This is a genomic window from Pseudomonas sp. FEN, assembly GCF_904067045.1.
Taxonomy (GTDB): Bacteria; Pseudomonadota; Gammaproteobacteria; order Pseudomonadales; family Pseudomonadaceae; genus Aquipseudomonas.
Map to the genome: position 1 here is coordinate 57499 of NZ_CAJFDC010000013.1, position 15671 is coordinate 73169.

The following is a 15671-nucleotide window of genomic DNA, read 5'->3' on the forward strand; positions in this document are numbered from 1 at the left end:
GCCATGGCTTCTTCGATACAGGTCCGCCTGCAGTTAAGCTATCCGGACTTTGCCCTGGACCTCGACCTGCAACTGCCCGGCCGTGGCATCAGCGCCCTGTACGGGCACTCGGGCTCGGGCAAGACCACCTGCCTGCGCTGCATCGCCGGCCTGGAAAAAGCCCCCGAGGCGCTGATCCGGATCAACGACCAGGTCTGGCAGGACAGCAGCCGCAAACTGTTCGTCGCCCCGCACAAGCGCGCCCTGGGTTATGTGTTCCAGGAAGCCAGCCTGTTCGCGCACCTGTCGGTACGCGCCAACCTGGAATTCGGCCTGCGTCGCATCCCTCGAGATCAGCGCCGGGTGGACATGGCCCACGCCACCGACCTGCTGGGTATCGGTCATTTGCTCGAACGCCGCCCCGAGCACCTGTCCGGTGGCGAGCGCCAGCGCATCGGCATTGCCCGGGCGCTGCTCACCAGCCCGCGGCTGCTGTTGATGGACGAACCGCTGGCGGCGCTCGACAGCCAGCGCAAGAACGAGATCCTGCCGTATCTGGAACGCCTGCATGACGAACTGGAGATCCCGTTGCTCTATGTCAGTCACGCCCAGGACGAAGTGGCGCGCCTGGCCGACCATATCGTCCTGCTCAGCGCCGGCAAGGCCCTGGCCAGCGGCCCCATTGGCGAAACCCTGGCGCGCCTGGACCTGCCCATGGCCCTGGGCGACGATGCCGGCGTGGTGATAGAGGGCACGGTCAGTTCCTACGATTCCCAGTATCAGTTACTGACCCTGCAATTGCCCAACAGTCTACTGAGCATGCGCGTGGCTCACTCCGCGCTGGCACCGGGCAAGCGCCTGCGTATCAAGATCCAGGCCCGGGATGTCAGCCTCAGCCGGCAACCGGGTGAGCAAAGCAGCATCCTCAATTTGTTGCCCGTGACCATCAGTGGGGAAACCCCCGCCGACAACAGCGCCCATGTGCTGGTCCGACTGGAGGCCGCGGGCACGCCCTTGCTGGCACGGATCACCCGCTACTCCCGCGACCAGCTCAAGCTGGCACCGGGGCAGACGCTCTGGGCGCAGATCAAGGCGGTGGCGGTGCTGGCCTGAAGGCAAGCGCCCGGCCCTCGCCAGCGCTCTCGGGCGAATCCACGCTGAATAAGCGCCACTCCATGCCCGCAACGCGGCCGATGCGTTCTACACTGCGGTTCACTCTCCGAACAACGGAAGACCCGATGACGGCCAAACCCGCAGCGATGCTTCTCGACACCCTTGAAGGTCAGCGCCTGGCAGGTGAGGACGCCGCCGGATGGCGCGAATGGGGACCGTACCTGAGCGAGCGGCAATGGGGCACGGTACGCGAGGACTACAGCGCCGACGGCGATGCCTGGGCTTACTTCCCCCACGATCACGCCCGCAGTCGCGCCTATCGCTGGGGCGAGGATGGCCTCGCGGGGTTTTCCGACAAGTCCCAGCACTGGTGCCTCGGGCTGGCCCTCTGGAACGAGCGTGATCCGATTCTCAAGGAACGCCTGTTTGGCCTGAACAACGCCGAAGGCAATCATGGCGAAGACGTCAAGGAGCTGTACTTCTACCTCGACGGCGTGCCCAGCCACGCGTATATGCGCATGCTCTACAAATACCCGCAGGCGGCCTTTCCCTACAACGACCTGGTCAGCGAAAACGCCCGCCGCAGCCTGGACGATGCCGAGTACGAGATCCTCGATACCGGGGTGTTCGAGGACAACCGCTATTTTGATGTCACCGTCGAGTACGCCAAGCAGGCCCCGAACGACATTGTCATGCGGGTCAGCGTGCAGAACCGTTTTCACCAGGCGGCGCGCCTGCGCGTACTGCCCCATCTCTGGGCTCGCAACGATTGGAGCTGGAGTCCCCACGCACGACGACCGAGCCTGACCTTGCTAGGAGACAAGGTTGCCGCCGAGCATGCCGGCTGCGACCCCATGCACGCCAGCGCCTGGGGCGATGGCGGTTTCGAATGGCTGTTCTGCGAAAACGAAACCAACACCCGGCGCCTGAACGACTCACAGGCCGATGGCCCGTTCAAGGATGGCATCAACGACTACCTGGTCAGCGGCGCCCAGAGCATTCGCCGGGATGCCGGGACGCGGGTGGCGGGTGGCGGCGCATTTTTCCCTGGAACTGCAAGGGGGTGAAACTCGCACGGTCTACCTGCGCTTCGCGCCACCGGAGGCCGAAAAAATCAACGCCCGCCGGCTGTTCGCAAAGCGACGCCAGGAAGCCGATGAGTTCTACGCCACCCTGCAACGCGGCCTCGACGACGCCGACGCCCGCAATGTCCAACGCCAGGCCCTGGCCGGCCTACTGTGGTCCAAGCAACTCTATTACTTCGACGTCAACCAGTGGCTCGACGGTGACCCGGGCCAACCGCAGCCACCGACCGAACGCCAGCATATTCGCAACAGCCACTGGCGGCACCTGTCGAACTTCGACATCGTCGCCATGCCGGACACCTGGGAGTACCCCTGGTACGCCTCCTGGGACCTGGGCTTCCAGGCGGTGGCGTTCGCCCTGATCGATCCAGGCTTTGCCAAGCACCAGTTGCTGCTCCTGGTCAAGGACCGCTTCATGCATCCCAACGGCCAGTTACCCGCCTACGAGTGGCGCTTCGACGACGCCAACCCACCGGTACATGCCTGGGCGTCGTGGCGGGTCTACCAACAGGAAAAAGCACTGGTCGGCACAGGCGACCTGGATTTCCTTGAACGGATTTTCCACAAGCTGCTGCTGAATTTCTCCTGGTGGGTCAATCGCAAGGACGCCGAGGGCCGCAATCTGTTCCAGGGCGGCTTCCTCGGGCTGGACAATATTACCCTGTTCAACCGTTCCGAGGACCTGCCTCCCGGCTATACCCTCGACCAGGCCGACGGCACCGCCTGGGTAGCCGCCTATGCCCTGGACATGATGCGCATCGCCCTGGAACTGGCCAAGCGTAATTCGGTGTATGTCGATATCGCGGTGAAATTCTTCGAGCACTTTCTCTACATCGCCGGAGCAATCAATCGGGTCGACGACAGCGCCGAAGGCCTGTGGGACAAACAGGACGAATTTTTCTATGACGTCCTACAACACCCGGACGGCCGCAGCGAACCGGTGCGCCTGCGCTCCATCGTCGGGCTGTTGCCGCTGTTCGCCGTGCTGGTGCTGGAACAGCGTGAGCACGAGGGCTTGCCCGGCCTGCGCGAGCGCCTGCTGGGGTTCATGCACCACCGCCCGGACCTGGCGGCACTGGTCTCGCGCTGGAATGAACCCGGCGACGGCAACCGCCTGCTGTTGGCGCTGTTGCGCGGTGAACGGACCAAAAATCTGCTCAAGCGCATGCTCGACGAAGCCGAGTTTCTCTCGGACTTCGGTATCCGTTCGCTGTCCCGGGCCTTTGCCGAACAACCGTTGGCAATGCAGCTCGACGGCAAGACCCTGAGCGCCCGCTATCAACCGGCGGAGTCCGACTCACGCCTGTACGGTGGTAACTCCAACTGGCGCGGGCCGTTGTGGATGCCGATCAACTACCTGCTGATCGAATCACTGCGCGAGTTCCACCGTTACTATGACGATCACTTTTCCGTGGAATACCCCAGCGGCTCCGGTTATCTGTCATCGCTGGATCAGGTGGCCGACGGCCTGAGCCAGCGCCTGACGTCCCTATTCTTGCTGGACGAGGACGGACGACGACCGACCATGGCGGCCTACACGCAATTGCAGGCCGATCCGGCAAGTCGCGACCTGATCCTGTTTCATGAGTATTTCCACGGCGACACCGGACGCGGCCTGGGCGCCTCCCACCAGACCGGCTGGAGCGCGCTGGTGGCCTTGTTGCTGCAACCGCGAAAATGATCTGTTGCCCGGCGGAAAACATAAGCCTGGTTGAACGGCCCCATCAATATGTTAGTCGCCCCTGATACATAGGTCCCTTATTGAAAAAACAACTTCAGAACTCAATACTCGAGACTGATTCCCTTCTCGTCAGCTTATATTCAGGTGAATACAACAAAACGCCACATTGGTTGTTGACTTCGAGGACCTCGTTGAGTAAATTCCCCGTGCCTGCTGCTCAGGCCTTTTTTCAACTCACAAAAGAACCCAATGGACACAGTATCTAGACGCTGTCCGGTTCCCGCGAATGCGGCTCACCGGGCGCTTAACCCAGAAAATGACGGGACTCGACGCACAGGTCGGGTGAGCTGCGCCAGGGCTTGATGCTCTCTCCGTAACTCGCCTCTACCGGCGCCAGTCCGGTCGCGAGGTGTGTTATGACTTTCAAATCCTCTGTAATACCCGGCGTTCGCGCCTTTGCTTCGAACATGCGCGTCAAGCTGTCGCGCGAGCCGCTGAAATCGGCCCGCGACGCTGCCCTGTTCGCCGCCCCATCCTACAAGACCTCGCTGCGCGCCTCCGTCAGCTGGCGCATCTGCCCGGCCACCGGCCAGTTGCAACAGCGCTGGAATTTCGATGACAGCCAGGACCCACAGAGTCCCGGGCTTGCGCAGTTGCTGCAGCGCGCCGGCCTGACCCTGAACCTGTCTGTCGAGGCCCGCGCCGCTTAATCGCCTGGCGCCGACAACGACAACTACCGCCACAACATTTCGAACTTCGAAGTGTAGGGTTTAGTTATGTTTTTAATTATTGGAATTCGAGCACTTCATTATGGACGAAGCCAGTAGGCGGTTCGCTGTCCGTTACACTTTCGTGGACGGGCAGCGAACGTTAAAACTTTATACACCCTCTTATCCGAATTCATCGCCCGCGCGTGACTCGGCCTGTATTCGTTCGCCTGTCGAATAGGTGAAACGTCTATATGCCCGGTCACGAAGAAGTGACAGAGGCATAACCATGAATGCAGTCAAAGACCCGATCCGGCCCACCGCAAACCGCGCCAAGGAAGACACCAAGCTGTCGATGCGCGCCGCCCGCGAAGCCCAGCACACCCTCGCCACCACTTTCAGCAACGTCAACGCCAGCCGCGACGGCCTGACCGAACTGGACGCCGCCGGCCGCCTGCAACGCGATGGCTTCAACGAAGTCGCCCACGACAAGCCGCCACACGCGCTGATCCAGTTCCTCCAGGCGCTGAACAACCCGTTTATCTATGTGCTGCTGATCCTCGCCGGCATCAGCTTCTTCACCGACTTCTGGCTGGCCGAACGCGCTGGCGAAGAAGGCGACCTGACCAAGGTCATCATCATCATGACCATGGTGACCCTGAGCAGCACCCTGCGCTTCTGGCAGGAACACCGTTCGGCCAAGTCCGCCGAAGCACTCAAGGCCATGGTCCGCACCACCGCCAGCGTGCTGCGGCGTGAGCAGCCGGGCAACAAACCGGTGCTGCGCGAAGTGCCGATGCGCGATCTGGTGGCCGGCGATATCGTGCAACTGTCGGCCGGCGACATGATCCCGGCGGATATCCGCCTGATCGAGTCCCGTGACCTGTTTATCAGCCAGGCCGTGCTCACCGGCGAAGCCTTGCCGGTGGAAAAGTACGACACCCTCGGCGATGTCGCGGCAAAGTCCGCCGCCACTGGCACCGATCAGAGCAACCTGCTGGACCTGCAGAACATCTGCTTCATGGGCACCAACGTGGTCAGCGGCACCGCCAAGGCGGTGGTGGTCGCCACCGGTGCGCGCACCTACTTCGGCTCGCTGGCCAAGGCGATTGTCGGCTCGCGGGTACAGACGGCCTTCGACCGCGGGGTGAACAGTGTCAGCTGGCTGCTGATCCGCTTCATGCTGGTGATGGTGCCGATCGTGTTCCTGCTCAATGGTTTCTCCAAAGGCGACTGGAGCGATGCCCTGCTCTTCGCCCTGGCGGTGGCGGTGGGCCTGACCCCGGAAATGCTGCCGATGATCGTCAGCGCCAACCTCGCCAAGGGCGCCATGGCCATGGCCCGGCGCAAGGTGGTGGTCAAGCGCCTGAACGCGATCCAGAACTTCGGCTCCATGGATGTGCTGTGCACCGACAAGACCGGCACCCTGACCCAGGACAAGATCATTCTCGAGCACCACGTCGACGCCGCCGGCCAGCGCGATGACGCAGTGCTCGGCCTGGCCTGGCTCAACAGCTATCACCAGAGCGGCATGAAGAACCTGATGGACCAGGCGGTCCTGCGGTTCTCCCGGGAGAATCCCAAGTTCCAGGAGCCGTTCGCCTACAGCAAGGTCGATGAGCTGCCCTTCGATTTCGTCCGTCGGCGCCTGTCGATCATCGTCAAGGACAGCCGCAACGATCACCTGCTGGTGTGCAAGGGCGCGGTCGAGGAAATGCTCGCCATCTCCAGCCACGTCATGGACGGCAACAACGTCGTGGCCCTGGACGAGCAGCGCCGCAAGAGCCTGCTGGCCCTGGCCAACGATTACAACCAAGACGGTTTCCGCGTCCTGCTGCTAGCGACCCGGGACATTCTCCAGCCGCAGACCAAGGCGCAATACAAGACCGCCGATGAGCGTGACCTGGTCATCCGCGGCTTCCTGACCTTCCTCGATCCGCCGAAGGAAACCGCCGGGCCGGCGATTGCCGCCCTGCGCGATATCGGCGTCACGGTCAAGGTGCTGACCGGTGACAACGCCGTGGTCACCTGCAAGATCTGCCGCGAAGTCGGACTGGAACCGGGCCTGCCGCTGCTGGGCCAGGATATCGAGCACATGGACGAGGCGACCCTCCAACTGCGGGTCGAGGAACGCACGGTCTTCGCCAAGTTGACCCCACTGCAGAAATCCCGGGTGCTCAAGGCCCTGCAAGCCAACGGTCACACCGTCGGCTTCCTCGGCGACGGCATCAACGATGCGCCGGCCCTGCGCGATGCCGATGTCGGCATCTCGGTGGACAGCGGCACCGACATCGCCAAGGAATCGGCTGATATCATCCTGCTGGAAAAGAGCCTGATGGTGCTGGAAGAAGGCGTGCTCAAGGGCCGCGAAACCTTCGGCAATATCATGAAGTACCTGAACATGACCGCCAGCTCCAACTTCGGCAATGTGTTCTCGGTGCTGGTGGCCAGTGCGTTCATTCCGTTCCTGCCGATGCTGTCGATCCACCTGCTGCTGCAGAACCTGATCTACGACATCTCGCAACTGGCGCTACCGTGGGACAGGATGGACAAGGAGTTCCTGCGCAAACCGCGCAAGTGGGACGCGAAGAACATCGGCCGCTTCATGCTGTGGATCGGGCCGACCTCGTCGATCTTCGACATGACCACCTTTGCCCTGATGTGGTACGTGTTCGCCGCCAACAGCGTGGAAGCCCAGGCGCTGTTCCAGTCCGGCTGGTTTATCGAAGGCCTGCTGTCGCAGACCCTGGTGGTGCATATGCTGCGGACCCAGAAGATCCCGTTCTTCCAGAGCACCGCGTCGTTGCCGATCATCGTCATGACCTGCCTGGCGGTGTCCATCGGTATCTACCTGCCGTTCTCGCCACTGGGCACGCTGGTCGGCCTGGTGCCGTTGCCGATGGCCTACTTCCCGTGGTTGATCGGCACCCTGTTGGCCTACTGCGTGGTCGCCCAGGGCATGAAGACCTTCTATATCCGCCGCTTCAAGCAGTGGTTCTGACACAGCGGCAAGGATGACACCGAACCTGTAGGAGCAGAGCTTGCTCGCGAAGGGGCCCTTGAGGCCACCAAAAGCTTCGCGGCGGTGCGGCGATCCGACAAGCCCCGCTCCTACAGGGGTCGTGGTGTCCCCCCCTTGTATTCACACACTGGCACCCACCACCCGGCCACGCCCCGGAGCCCAGCATGGAACCACTCAACCAGTTCCTCGCCGTTCTCGACTACAGCTATCGGGCGCTGTCGGTCCTGTTCCTGACCCAAGCGGCAAAAGTGGTCAGGCGGGTCACCGTGAAGCTCTATGTTCGCGGGACGCTGACCGCTATCGAAATGCGCTACCTGCTGGCGTTCTCCAGCACCATCAGTCGTGCTTCGGTGAGGCTGCTGCGCCCACCCAGAAAGTAACAACCAGTACGTGGAGAATCCTCATGTCTGGAACCGCTCTGTTGATCCACCTCGCCGGCGCCATAGCCCTGTTGCTATGGGGCACCCACATGATTTCAAGCGCCCTGCTGCGCGGCTTTGGCACCCAGCTGCGCAATGGCCTGGGCCGCAATCTCGATAAACGCTGGAAGGCCCTGCTCTGCGGCATCGGCATCACCAGCGTGCTGCAAAGCAGCACCGCGGTGAGCCTGATGGCCACCTCGTTCACCGCCGCCGGCACCCTCAGCCTCGCCCCGGCGCTGGCGGTGATGCTCGGGGCCAATATCGGCTCGACCCTGGTCGTGCAACTGCTCAGCTTCGACACCTCGATCGCCGTTCCCCTGGTGCTGCTGGCGGGCTTCGTGGTGTTCCGCCTGCGCGACGACTCGCGCTATGAAAGCGTCGGCTGCGCCCTGATCGGCCTGGGCCTGATGCTGCTCGCCCTGAGCCTGCTCGGTGGCGCCCTCGGGCAGATGGAAAGCACACCGCTGTTCCATGTGATCATGCAAAGCCTCGACGGCGACCTGTTGATCGCCCTGCTGGTGGCGCTGCTGCTGACCTGGATATGCCATTCCAGCGTCGCGGTGATCCTGTTGATCGCCTCCCTGGCCGGTACCGGGTTGATATCACCGGTCACCACCCTGGCCCTGGTGCTCGGGGTCAATCTCGGCGGTGCCCTGCCCTCGCTGATGAATGCCACGACCCCGGTTGCCCGACGCCTGCCCCTGGGCAACCTGCTGGTGCGGCTGTGCGGCGCGCTGCTGGTGTTGCCGTTTGCCACGGTGCTCGGCAAGAGCCTGGCCGACACCGCCATCGCGCCCGCCCATCTGGTGGTCTACCTGCATATCGCCTTCAACCTGCTCCTGGGCCTGGGCTTTATCGGCTTGCTGGATTGGCTCGCCAACGGACTGACACGCCTGCTGCCGACACCGGAGCAGGCTGCCGACCCAGGCATGCCGCAATACCTCGACGAGGCCGGCCTGGAGGTGGCCAATATCGGCCTGTCGAACGCCGTGCGCGAAGCCCTGCGCATCGCCGACATGCTCGCGGTGATGCTCGACCAGGTATTGCTACTGTTCCAGGAACCCGCTGAAGTCTCGGCCGAGGACATCCGCCGCCTCGACCAGTCCCTGGACCTGCTCAGCGCGGCGATCCGTGCCTACCTCGCGGATATCGGCCAGGACGGCCTGAGCGACGAGGATGCCGGCCGCGCCCAGGAAATCCTCTTGTTCGTGATCAACCTGGAGCATGCCGGCGATATCCTCTCCAGCAACCTCGCCCAGTTGGCGGCACGGCGTCGACGCCGTGGCGAAAGCTTCTCCGAGTTCGAACAAGGGCACATCCACCCATTGCACGAGGAACTACGCGAAAGTCTGAGCCTGGCGGTCACGGTGTTCCTGCGCGAAGACATCGTCACGGCGCACCGCCTGGTGGAGCGCAAGGAAGTCATTCGTCGCCTGGAAGCCGGCGCCAGCCGCGAACACTTTCGCAAACTCAGCGCCGACAAGAGCACCTGGGCCGAATCGGGGGATATTTTCCAGCGGGTGCTGCGCGATTACCGGCGCGTGCACCACCACATCGCGGCGCTGGCCTATCCGGTGCTTGAACGCGCGGGAGAACGTGTCCTCGAAGCTCGGCCCGCGGGCGCGAACGAGTCGACGCCAAGGCCGCTGCACAGCCTTGACCGCAACGACGCAACACTGACCGACAAGGATAACTACCCATGCGCGTCCTGATCTGCGCCGGGCGCTATTACCTGGACACCGCCATGTGCCGAAAGGTGCTGGAGGCCTATCACCGGTACCGCGCGATCAGCGTGCTGATCCACGGCGGCAACCAGTTCCTCGGCAGCGAAATCGAGGATTGGGCCCGGGAAAACGGCGCGCACCTGGTGCGCTATCCCTCCAATTGGCAGCTCTTCGGCAAGCAGGCTGAACGCCGGCGCAACCAGTTCATGCTGATGGACAGCGATCCGGAGCTGGTCATTGCCTTTCCCGGCGGCAGCGACACCGAAGAACTGGTGGCCCAGGCCAAAGCCATGAATATCGAAATAAGGAGCATCAACCATGACTGAAAAACCAACGGCTTCCACTTCCCTGCTTAAGCACCTACCCGCCGCCCAGCGTCGCGCCCTGCAGCGCTCGGTGGTCTTTGTCGGTGCCACCTTCGGCAGCTTCCTGCCGCTTTCGCTCTACTCCAAGGCCCATGCGGCCGGCGGCTCGTATGTTGTCGATGACGGCGGGGTCAACGCCCCCGGGCAGTGCAATGTCGACACCTGGTACAAAAGTGGCCGGCACCACGCCGCGAGCGGCGAAACCGTGCTGTCGGCGGACTGCGCGCCGAGCGGCCTGCCCTCCGTGCAACTGGGGGCCGACATCAACCGCAGCCGCGACGACGGCGAGCACAGGACGATGCTCAGCCCGCACCTCAAGGCCTCGATTTTCACTCGCGAAGACCTGGGCCTCGAAGCCGCTGTCCTGGTCCAGGCCCATGTCGCCACGGCTCGCCGGCATGCCTTCGACGGCGCCGACCTCGCGCTGCCACTGACCTACACACCGTTCGAAGCCTTGCGCCTGACCGTCAGCGGCGGCTGGTACCATGCCCACAACGACGGCGCGCCCGGCGAGGGCCTGACCTGGGGCAGCGGTGTGGAATACGACATACTGCCATCGCTGACCCTGGTGGCCGAGCGTTTCGGCCAACAAGATGGCGATCAGGGCTGGCAGGCCGGACCGCGCCTGCATATTGGCAAACACCTCGACATTGACCTGGTAGCCGGTCAACACCTGTCGGGCGACCGTGACCGCTGGCTCACCACCGGGGCGACTGTGCGCTTCTAAACGACCGCTGACGAACCTGGTGCGTGCACGCCTGGTTCATCCGCCTTACTGCCCGGGCACCTCATCCAGCAGCAGGACCTGGCGCTCGCTCAACAAATCGCCGATCGCAGCGGCCATCACCCGATAGTGCGCGGTGTTGCGGTGGTGTTCGATGGCGTCATGGTCGATCCAACGCTCGACGAAGACAAAACGCTCTGGATCGGCCTGATCGACATGCAGGACATACTCACGGCAGCCAGCTTCGGCACGGGACGGGATCACGCAAGCCCTAAGATGGGGCTCCAGCTCCGCGGCCTTGCCCGGCTTGGCATGAAGAATGGCAACGACACGAATTTCATGGTTCATGGGATTTCCTGGAAAAGGGAGATGGAGTCGTCGGCGATCATGAGCCCTTGCACCGGCGCCTTCAAGTCAAGGACGTGCATTCGCCACAGGCGCGGCGTTGATTGGGGAGGGGTTTGCAGCGACGGACGAACAGCACAGCCCGGCTTTGCGCCGGGCCGTGTGTCTCAGGGTTTGAGCGGCAGTTCTTCGTCCAGCTCCGACAGGCTCTTGCCATCGTCGGGGTGTTTCCAGGTTTGCGGCGGCACCGGGTGATCGGTTTCGGTGTTCGGGCTCTCACTGAGCGGCTCTTGATCCTCATCCGGGATCGGCACCTTGCGCCAGGGCATGGCGTGGACGCGTTGATACGCAAACGCCGTGAACGGGGAAGCAGGTTGAGTATCCATACGCACCTCGCATCAGCAGCCCGGACCATCCGGGCTTTCTATTCCAGTGTAGGCAATGCCTGCCGCTCCCTCCACTCTGCGTGAGCGGGCTGCGATTACCTGGCGTCCAGCGCGTGTTTTGCCGCCTGTTCGATCAGCGCGGCCACTTCCTTGGGGTGGGACTCGTAGAGCGTATGGCTGACATCAAAGTAATATCATTGATATCGCCCCGTACGGGTCGGAAAAGTCGAATTTCCCGGACTATGCTCTGCGCAGCAGCAAATAGTGTGCACATTGAGCACACTGAGTGTTGGGGTGCGGTCTCAAGCCGAAGATTCCCGCCCAGCGTTGCTCAACAGCGGCGCTAGCCCCTTGTTACCCGCCCTTCAAGCGGCTGGGCATAGGCGGACACGGACGCGACCCTACTTTTTTCATTAGCACGAGCGAATCGCCATGGATACTCCCCCAGCTTCATCCGGAGGCTGTCTTGCCTGTAAAGAAGGCACCGCTCTCGAATTCGACTTCAGCATGGCATTCCAGCCAATCGTCGATGCCCGCACACGGCAGGTATTTGCATACGAAGCACTGGTCCGCGGACTCGACGGCAGTGGCGCCCAAAGTATTTTGAGCCGGGTTTCTGCAAGCAATCGTTATGCCTTCGATCAGGCATGCCGGGTAAAAGCTGTCGAATTGGCCGCTCGACTCGCCATACCTTGCTATCTCAGTATCAACTTCCTGCCCAATGCGGTGTACCAGCCGGCGGCCTGCATCCGTGCCACGCTGGAGGCGGCAAAACGCTTCAACTTCCCGACCAGCCGAATCATCTTCGAAGTCACCGAAAACGAGTACCTGGTCGATAAGCAGCATATCAAGCAAATTATGCTGGAATACAGGAAACAAGGCTTCAAGACCGCCATTGACGACTTTGGTGCAGGTTATTCCGGGCTCTGTTTTCTCGCCGAGTTTCAACCCGACATCATCAAGCTGGACATGGAGCTTATCCGGAATATCCAGGATAACCGGGTAAGACTGGTCATCGTCGAAAATATCCTGAATATGTGTCGATCTCTCGACATGCGGGTGATTGCCGAGGGCGTCGAAAGCGAAGGGGAGTATCTCCAGCTCCGCCGCCTGGGCGTCGAACTCTTCCAGGGCTACCTGTTCGCCCGCCCGCAGTTCGAAGCCCTGCCCTGCATTACATGGCCAACCGAACCGGCAGGCAACCGCCAGGACGCTTGAACAAGCCGCCGACCTGCTCCGCGCACGGCTAAAAACAATCTAAAAGCCCGTGCTAACATGCTGCTTTTGCCCCGCGACGAGGGCTGACAGCGGAGAACAGAGATGGTTGAAGGTCAGCGATTCGCGGCGTTTCTATTCGATATGGACGGCACCCTGCTCAACTCCATCGCCAGCGCCGAGCGCGTCTGGGCCCACTGGGCAGAGCGCCATGGCCTCGATGTGCAAGCCTTCCTGCAGACCATTCACGGCGTGCGCAGTATCGAGACCGTGCGCCGCCAGAACCTGCCGGGCGTCGATCCCGAGCATGAAGCGGCGGCAATCACCCAGGCCGAAATCGACGACGTCGAAGGGGTGATCGCCATCGAAGGGGCAAAAGCCTTTCTCGCCAGCCTGCCGCCGGAGCGCTGGGCGATTGTCACCTCGGCGCCACGGGCCCTGGCCGAACGCCGGATGGCCGCAGCCGGCCTGGATTTTCCGCCACTGGTGATCACCGCCGAAGACATCGCCCATGGCAAGCCGGCGCCCGACTGCTACCTACTGGCGGCACAGCGCCTGGGCGTGCGGCCACAAGACTGCCTGGTGTTTGAAGATGCCCCGGCGGGCATTAGCGCTGGCGAAGCGGCGCAGGCCCGCGTGGTGGTGATCAGCGCCACCCACGCCTACCCGATGGAAACCCCGCACCGGGTACTGGCCGATTATCGGCAGGTGCTCATCGATATCAACGATCAGGGCCTGGCGCTGGTCCAGGCCTGACCGCAGCCGTCAGACGTAGCGGACGCCCAGCGAAGCCAGGGCCTTCCAGTAATCCGGGTAGGTCTTGGCCACGCAATCGGGGTCCTGGATGCGGATACCCGCAACTTTCAAGCCGGCCAGGGCGAAGCACATGGCAATGCGATGGTCGGAGTGGGTATCGATCAGGGCATCGCAGCGGGTACCGGCCAGGGTCGGATCGGCGGCGACCAGCAGGTCGTCGCCTTCCACGCTCGCCAGCCCCGGACGAATGCCGTTGAGACCATCGAACAGCGCCTGGACCCGATCGCACTCCTTGACCCGCAGGTTCGCCAGCTCGACGAAGCGCACCGGGGTGGTATTGAACGCCGCCAGCACCGCCAGGGTCGGGATGGCGTCCTGCATCTGCGAGCCGTTGATCACCGCCGGCATGCGCGGGAACTGCTGGATCACTTCCAGCGCCTTGGCGTCCGGCTGGGTGAAGTCTTCACCGGCCACGCCCAGGTCGATATGGCCGTCGGTCAGGGCTTGCGCCGCCCACAGGTAGGTGGCGGCCGAGGCGTCCGGCTCGATCCGATAATCACAGGCACGGTAGCCGGTGGCGGCGACCCGCCAGAGGGTCTCGTCCAGCACCTCGACCTGGGCCCCAAAGGCCTGCATGCAGGCAATGGTCAGGTCGACGTAGCCACGGGCACCGATGTCCTTGCCGGTCAACGCCACTTCGATCGGCGCCTCGCCGCAGGCCGCCAGCATCAGCAGGGCCGACACGTACTGGCTGGACAGGCCGCCGTCGATCTCGAAACGCTTGGCCTGCACGCCGCCGCGACCGTTCACGATCACCGGCGGGCAACCGGTCTCGCTGGCGACGTCCAGGCCACCGCGCTGCAGGGCTTCGAGCAACGGACCGATCGGACGCTTGCGCATATAGTGGTCGCCATCCAGCACCACCCGGCCATTCACCGTGGTCACCGCCGCGGTCAGGAAGCGCACCGCGGTCCCGGCATTGCCGAGGAGCAGCGCTTGTTCCGGCACTTGCAGCTTGCCATTGCCGGTGACCACGAAGGTGGTCTCGTCCGGTTCGTCGATCTGCACGCCCATCTGCCGCAGGGCGGTGGACATATGGCGGGTGTCATCGCTTTTCAGTGCACCGGACAGGCGGCTGGTACCCTTGGCCAGGGCGGCGAGCAACAAGGCCCGGTTAGTGATCGACTTCGAACCGGGCGGCGTCACCTTTCCGTTCAGGGACGCGTTCGGCGGGATCACGGTGAGGGTTTGCTGCACAGCCATTCATCAACTCTCCAGGCTCGAAAGATAAGCGCACAAGCTTGTGCACCTCGACAGTCCACCATGATGCCATTAATGCGCCCACTCGATCATCCGTTTCCGTCGTCGGCGGCAATGGCTTTCAGGTAGTTGTAAAGCGTCGCCCGGGAAATCTCGAAGTACTCCGCGAAATAATCGACGAAATTGCGGACATCCAGCAGCCCGCCGGCCTTGGCCCCGATCAGCGCCAGGCGGATTTCCCCACGGCCGAAATCGCTTCGGCGCACGCATTGGCGGACCGAGATCGCCTCGACGATATCGTTGAGTTTCTCCCGCCAGAATGCGTTGTTTACAGCCTTGATGTCCGTCAGGACCTCAAGTATCAATTCGCCAAGTTTTTTTACGGAAAATTGATAGCACCATTCACTAAAAAGACGCAGGCCTTATCGGGGCCTGATAACCCTCTACTTATACTGGAAGCGTACCCACCAAGATCGGTCACGCCGATTGAAAGTGCCCACTAACGCCACAGGTATCGAGGACTAACGTCATGTTACTCAGCGCACTCCTGTTTGCAGCGATCATCGGTTTCTATCTGTTGTGCGGGCTGGTCGTCTACTTTGCCGACAACGTCATCACGCCCTCGAAAGCCCCGGATATCAAGCCCGTCCTGCCGAACCGACACAGCCGCAACTGATTCTGGAAACGGCTCGCCGATAGAGTTCAAACAATCCAGCGGGAGTTCTTCGCCCGCCATCCCGCTCAAGTACCCCGAGAAGGAATGCCCGACATGGCCATTGATCTGTTACTGGCGCTGGTGGTCGGCGTAGTGATCTATCTGTTCTACGCCGTTATCAACCCGGAAAAGTTCTGACTGCCTGTTTCTACTCAATCGCGCACGCCAGAAA

At 62.5% G+C, this 15671-nt stretch carries 15 protein-coding genes and 1 pseudogene; 12 read left to right on the plus strand and 4 right to left on the minus strand.

What is annotated here, in order from left to right:
- The first annotated feature begins 3 nt into the window (after window positions 1-3).
- The 8 genes and pseudogenes from modC to PFEN_RS14705 all read left to right on the plus strand — a co-directional run bounded on the left by modC (window position 4) and on the right by PFEN_RS14705 (window position 10825).
- Window positions 4-1092, plus strand: a complete 1089-nt coding sequence (modC, locus tag PFEN_RS14670) for a molybdenum ABC transporter ATP-binding protein (RefSeq protein ID WP_191487546.1) — start codon at window positions 4-6, stop codon at window positions 1090-1092.
- A 125-nt stretch (window positions 1093-1217) separates the two neighbouring features.
- Window positions 1218-3858: pseudogene (locus tag PFEN_RS14675) on the plus strand (MGH1-like glycoside hydrolase domain-containing protein).
- Between the two features lie 416 nt (window positions 3859-4274).
- On the plus strand, window positions 4275-4568 hold the full coding sequence (locus PFEN_RS14680) for a hypothetical protein (RefSeq protein WP_191487547.1): 294 nt from the start codon (window positions 4275-4277) through the stop codon (window positions 4566-4568).
- A gap of 286 nt (window positions 4569-4854) precedes the next feature.
- Window positions 4855-7566: a magnesium-translocating P-type ATPase gene (gene mgtA, locus PFEN_RS14685; RefSeq protein ID WP_191487548.1), complete on the plus strand. Its 2712-nt coding sequence runs from the start codon at window positions 4855-4857 to the stop codon at window positions 7564-7566.
- 185 nt (window positions 7567-7751) lie between these two features.
- Window positions 7752-7967 (plus strand): hypothetical protein, encoded by a 216-nt coding sequence (locus tag PFEN_RS14690; RefSeq protein WP_191487549.1) that lies wholly within the window; start codon window positions 7752-7754, stop codon window positions 7965-7967.
- Window positions 7968-7990: 23 nt separating this feature from the next.
- The gene (locus tag PFEN_RS14695; protein ID WP_191487550.1) at window positions 7991-9721 is read left to right on the plus strand and encodes a Na/Pi cotransporter family protein; all 1731 of its coding nucleotides are present in this window, start codon (window positions 7991-7993) and stop codon (window positions 9719-9721) included.
- Window positions 9709-10059: a DUF2493 domain-containing protein gene (locus tag PFEN_RS14700; RefSeq protein WP_191487551.1), complete on the plus strand. Its 351-nt coding sequence runs from the start codon at window positions 9709-9711 to the stop codon at window positions 10057-10059. Before PFEN_RS14695 ends, PFEN_RS14700 begins: the two co-directional genes overlap by 13 nt.
- The gene (locus tag PFEN_RS14705; RefSeq protein WP_191487552.1) at window positions 10052-10825 is read left to right on the plus strand and encodes a hypothetical protein; all 774 of its coding nucleotides are present in this window, start codon (window positions 10052-10054) and stop codon (window positions 10823-10825) included. The genes PFEN_RS14700 and PFEN_RS14705 overlap by 8 nt, the downstream gene beginning before the upstream one ends.
- A gap of 45 nt (window positions 10826-10870) precedes the next feature.
- On the opposite strand, the gene PFEN_RS14710 is transcribed toward PFEN_RS14705, so the two are convergent.
- The gene (locus tag PFEN_RS14710; RefSeq protein WP_191487553.1) at window positions 10871-11170 is read right to left on the minus strand and encodes a putative quinol monooxygenase; all 300 of its coding nucleotides are present in this window, start codon (window positions 11168-11170) and stop codon (window positions 10871-10873) included.
- Between the two features lie 164 nt (window positions 11171-11334).
- Window positions 11335-11553, minus strand: coding sequence for a hypothetical protein (locus PFEN_RS14715; protein WP_191487888.1), 219 nt, complete (start codon window positions 11551-11553; stop codon window positions 11335-11337).
- A 432-nt stretch (window positions 11554-11985) separates the two neighbouring features.
- Here PFEN_RS14715 and PFEN_RS14720 point away from each other — a divergent pair, with 432 nt between their 5' ends.
- Both PFEN_RS14720 and PFEN_RS14725 read left to right on the plus strand, forming a co-directional pair.
- A complete protein-coding gene (locus PFEN_RS14720; protein ID WP_224770964.1) occupies window positions 11986-12771 on the plus strand; it encodes an EAL domain-containing protein in 786 nt (261 codons plus the stop codon).
- Window positions 12772-12873: 102 nt separating this feature from the next.
- Window positions 12874-13524 carry an HAD family hydrolase gene (locus PFEN_RS14725; protein ID WP_191487554.1) on the plus strand — a complete coding sequence of 217 codons (651 nt, stop codon included), beginning with the start codon at window positions 12874-12876 and terminating at the stop codon, window positions 13522-13524.
- Window positions 13525-13533: 9 nt separating this feature from the next.
- Here the strand turns inward: PFEN_RS14725 and aroA are convergent, their stop codons facing one another.
- Together aroA and PFEN_RS14735 are read right to left on the minus strand one after the other, a co-directional pair.
- Window positions 13534-14787 carry a 3-phosphoshikimate 1-carboxyvinyltransferase gene (gene aroA / locus PFEN_RS14730; protein WP_191487555.1) on the minus strand — a complete coding sequence of 418 codons (1254 nt, stop codon included), beginning with the start codon at window positions 14785-14787 and terminating at the stop codon, window positions 13534-13536.
- A gap of 86 nt (window positions 14788-14873) precedes the next feature.
- On the minus strand, window positions 14874-15149 hold the full coding sequence (locus PFEN_RS14735) for a hypothetical protein (RefSeq protein ID WP_224770965.1): 276 nt from the start codon (window positions 15147-15149) through the stop codon (window positions 14874-14876).
- Between the two features lie 164 nt (window positions 15150-15313).
- Between PFEN_RS14735 and PFEN_RS14740 the strand changes: the two genes are divergently transcribed.
- Complete coding sequence (locus tag PFEN_RS14740) at window positions 15314-15460, plus strand: hypothetical protein (protein WP_164886179.1); 147 nt, start codon at window positions 15314-15316, stop codon at window positions 15458-15460.
- Window positions 15461-15544: 84 nt separating this feature from the next.
- Window positions 15545-15637, plus strand: coding sequence for a K(+)-transporting ATPase subunit F (kdpF, locus tag PFEN_RS14745; RefSeq protein WP_191487556.1), 93 nt, complete (start codon window positions 15545-15547; stop codon window positions 15635-15637).
- Window positions 15638-15671 lie beyond the last annotated feature (34 nt).

Bases quoted from the DNA above. Each gene is read 5' to 3' on its own strand.
- modC (WP_191487546.1), top strand. From the start codon at position 4: ATGGCTTCTTCGATACAGGTCCGCCTGCAGTTAAGCTATCCGGACTTT.
- PFEN_RS14680 (WP_191487547.1), top strand. From the start codon at position 4,275: ATGACTTTCAAATCCTCTGTAATACCCGGCGTTCGCGCCTTTGCTTCG.
- mgtA (WP_191487548.1), top strand. From the start codon at position 4,855: ATGAATGCAGTCAAAGACCCGATCCGGCCCACCGCAAACCGCGCCAAG.
- PFEN_RS14690 (WP_191487549.1), top strand. From the start codon at position 7,752: ATGGAACCACTCAACCAGTTCCTCGCCGTTCTCGACTACAGCTATCGG.
- PFEN_RS14695 (WP_191487550.1), top strand. From the start codon at position 7,991: ATGTCTGGAACCGCTCTGTTGATCCACCTCGCCGGCGCCATAGCCCTG.
- PFEN_RS14700 (WP_191487551.1), top strand. From the start codon at position 9,709: ATGCGCGTCCTGATCTGCGCCGGGCGCTATTACCTGGACACCGCCATG.
- PFEN_RS14705 (WP_191487552.1), top strand. From the start codon at position 10,052: ATGACTGAAAAACCAACGGCTTCCACTTCCCTGCTTAAGCACCTACCC.
- PFEN_RS14710 (WP_191487553.1), bottom strand. From the start codon at position 11,170: ATGAACCATGAAATTCGTGTCGTTGCCATTCTTCATGCCAAGCCGGGC.
- PFEN_RS14715 (WP_191487888.1), bottom strand. From the start codon at position 11,553: ATGGATACTCAACCTGCTTCCCCGTTCACGGCGTTTGCGTATCAACGC.
- PFEN_RS14720 (WP_224770964.1), top strand. From the start codon at position 11,986: ATGGATACTCCCCCAGCTTCATCCGGAGGCTGTCTTGCCTGTAAAGAA.
- PFEN_RS14725 (WP_191487554.1), top strand. From the start codon at position 12,874: ATGGTTGAAGGTCAGCGATTCGCGGCGTTTCTATTCGATATGGACGGC.
- aroA (WP_191487555.1), bottom strand. From the start codon at position 14,787: ATGGCTGTGCAGCAAACCCTCACCGTGATCCCGCCGAACGCGTCCCTG.
- PFEN_RS14740 (WP_164886179.1), top strand. From the start codon at position 15,314: ATGTTACTCAGCGCACTCCTGTTTGCAGCGATCATCGGTTTCTATCTG.
- kdpF (WP_191487556.1), top strand. From the start codon at position 15,545: ATGCCCGACATGGCCATTGATCTGTTACTGGCGCTGGTGGTCGGCGTA.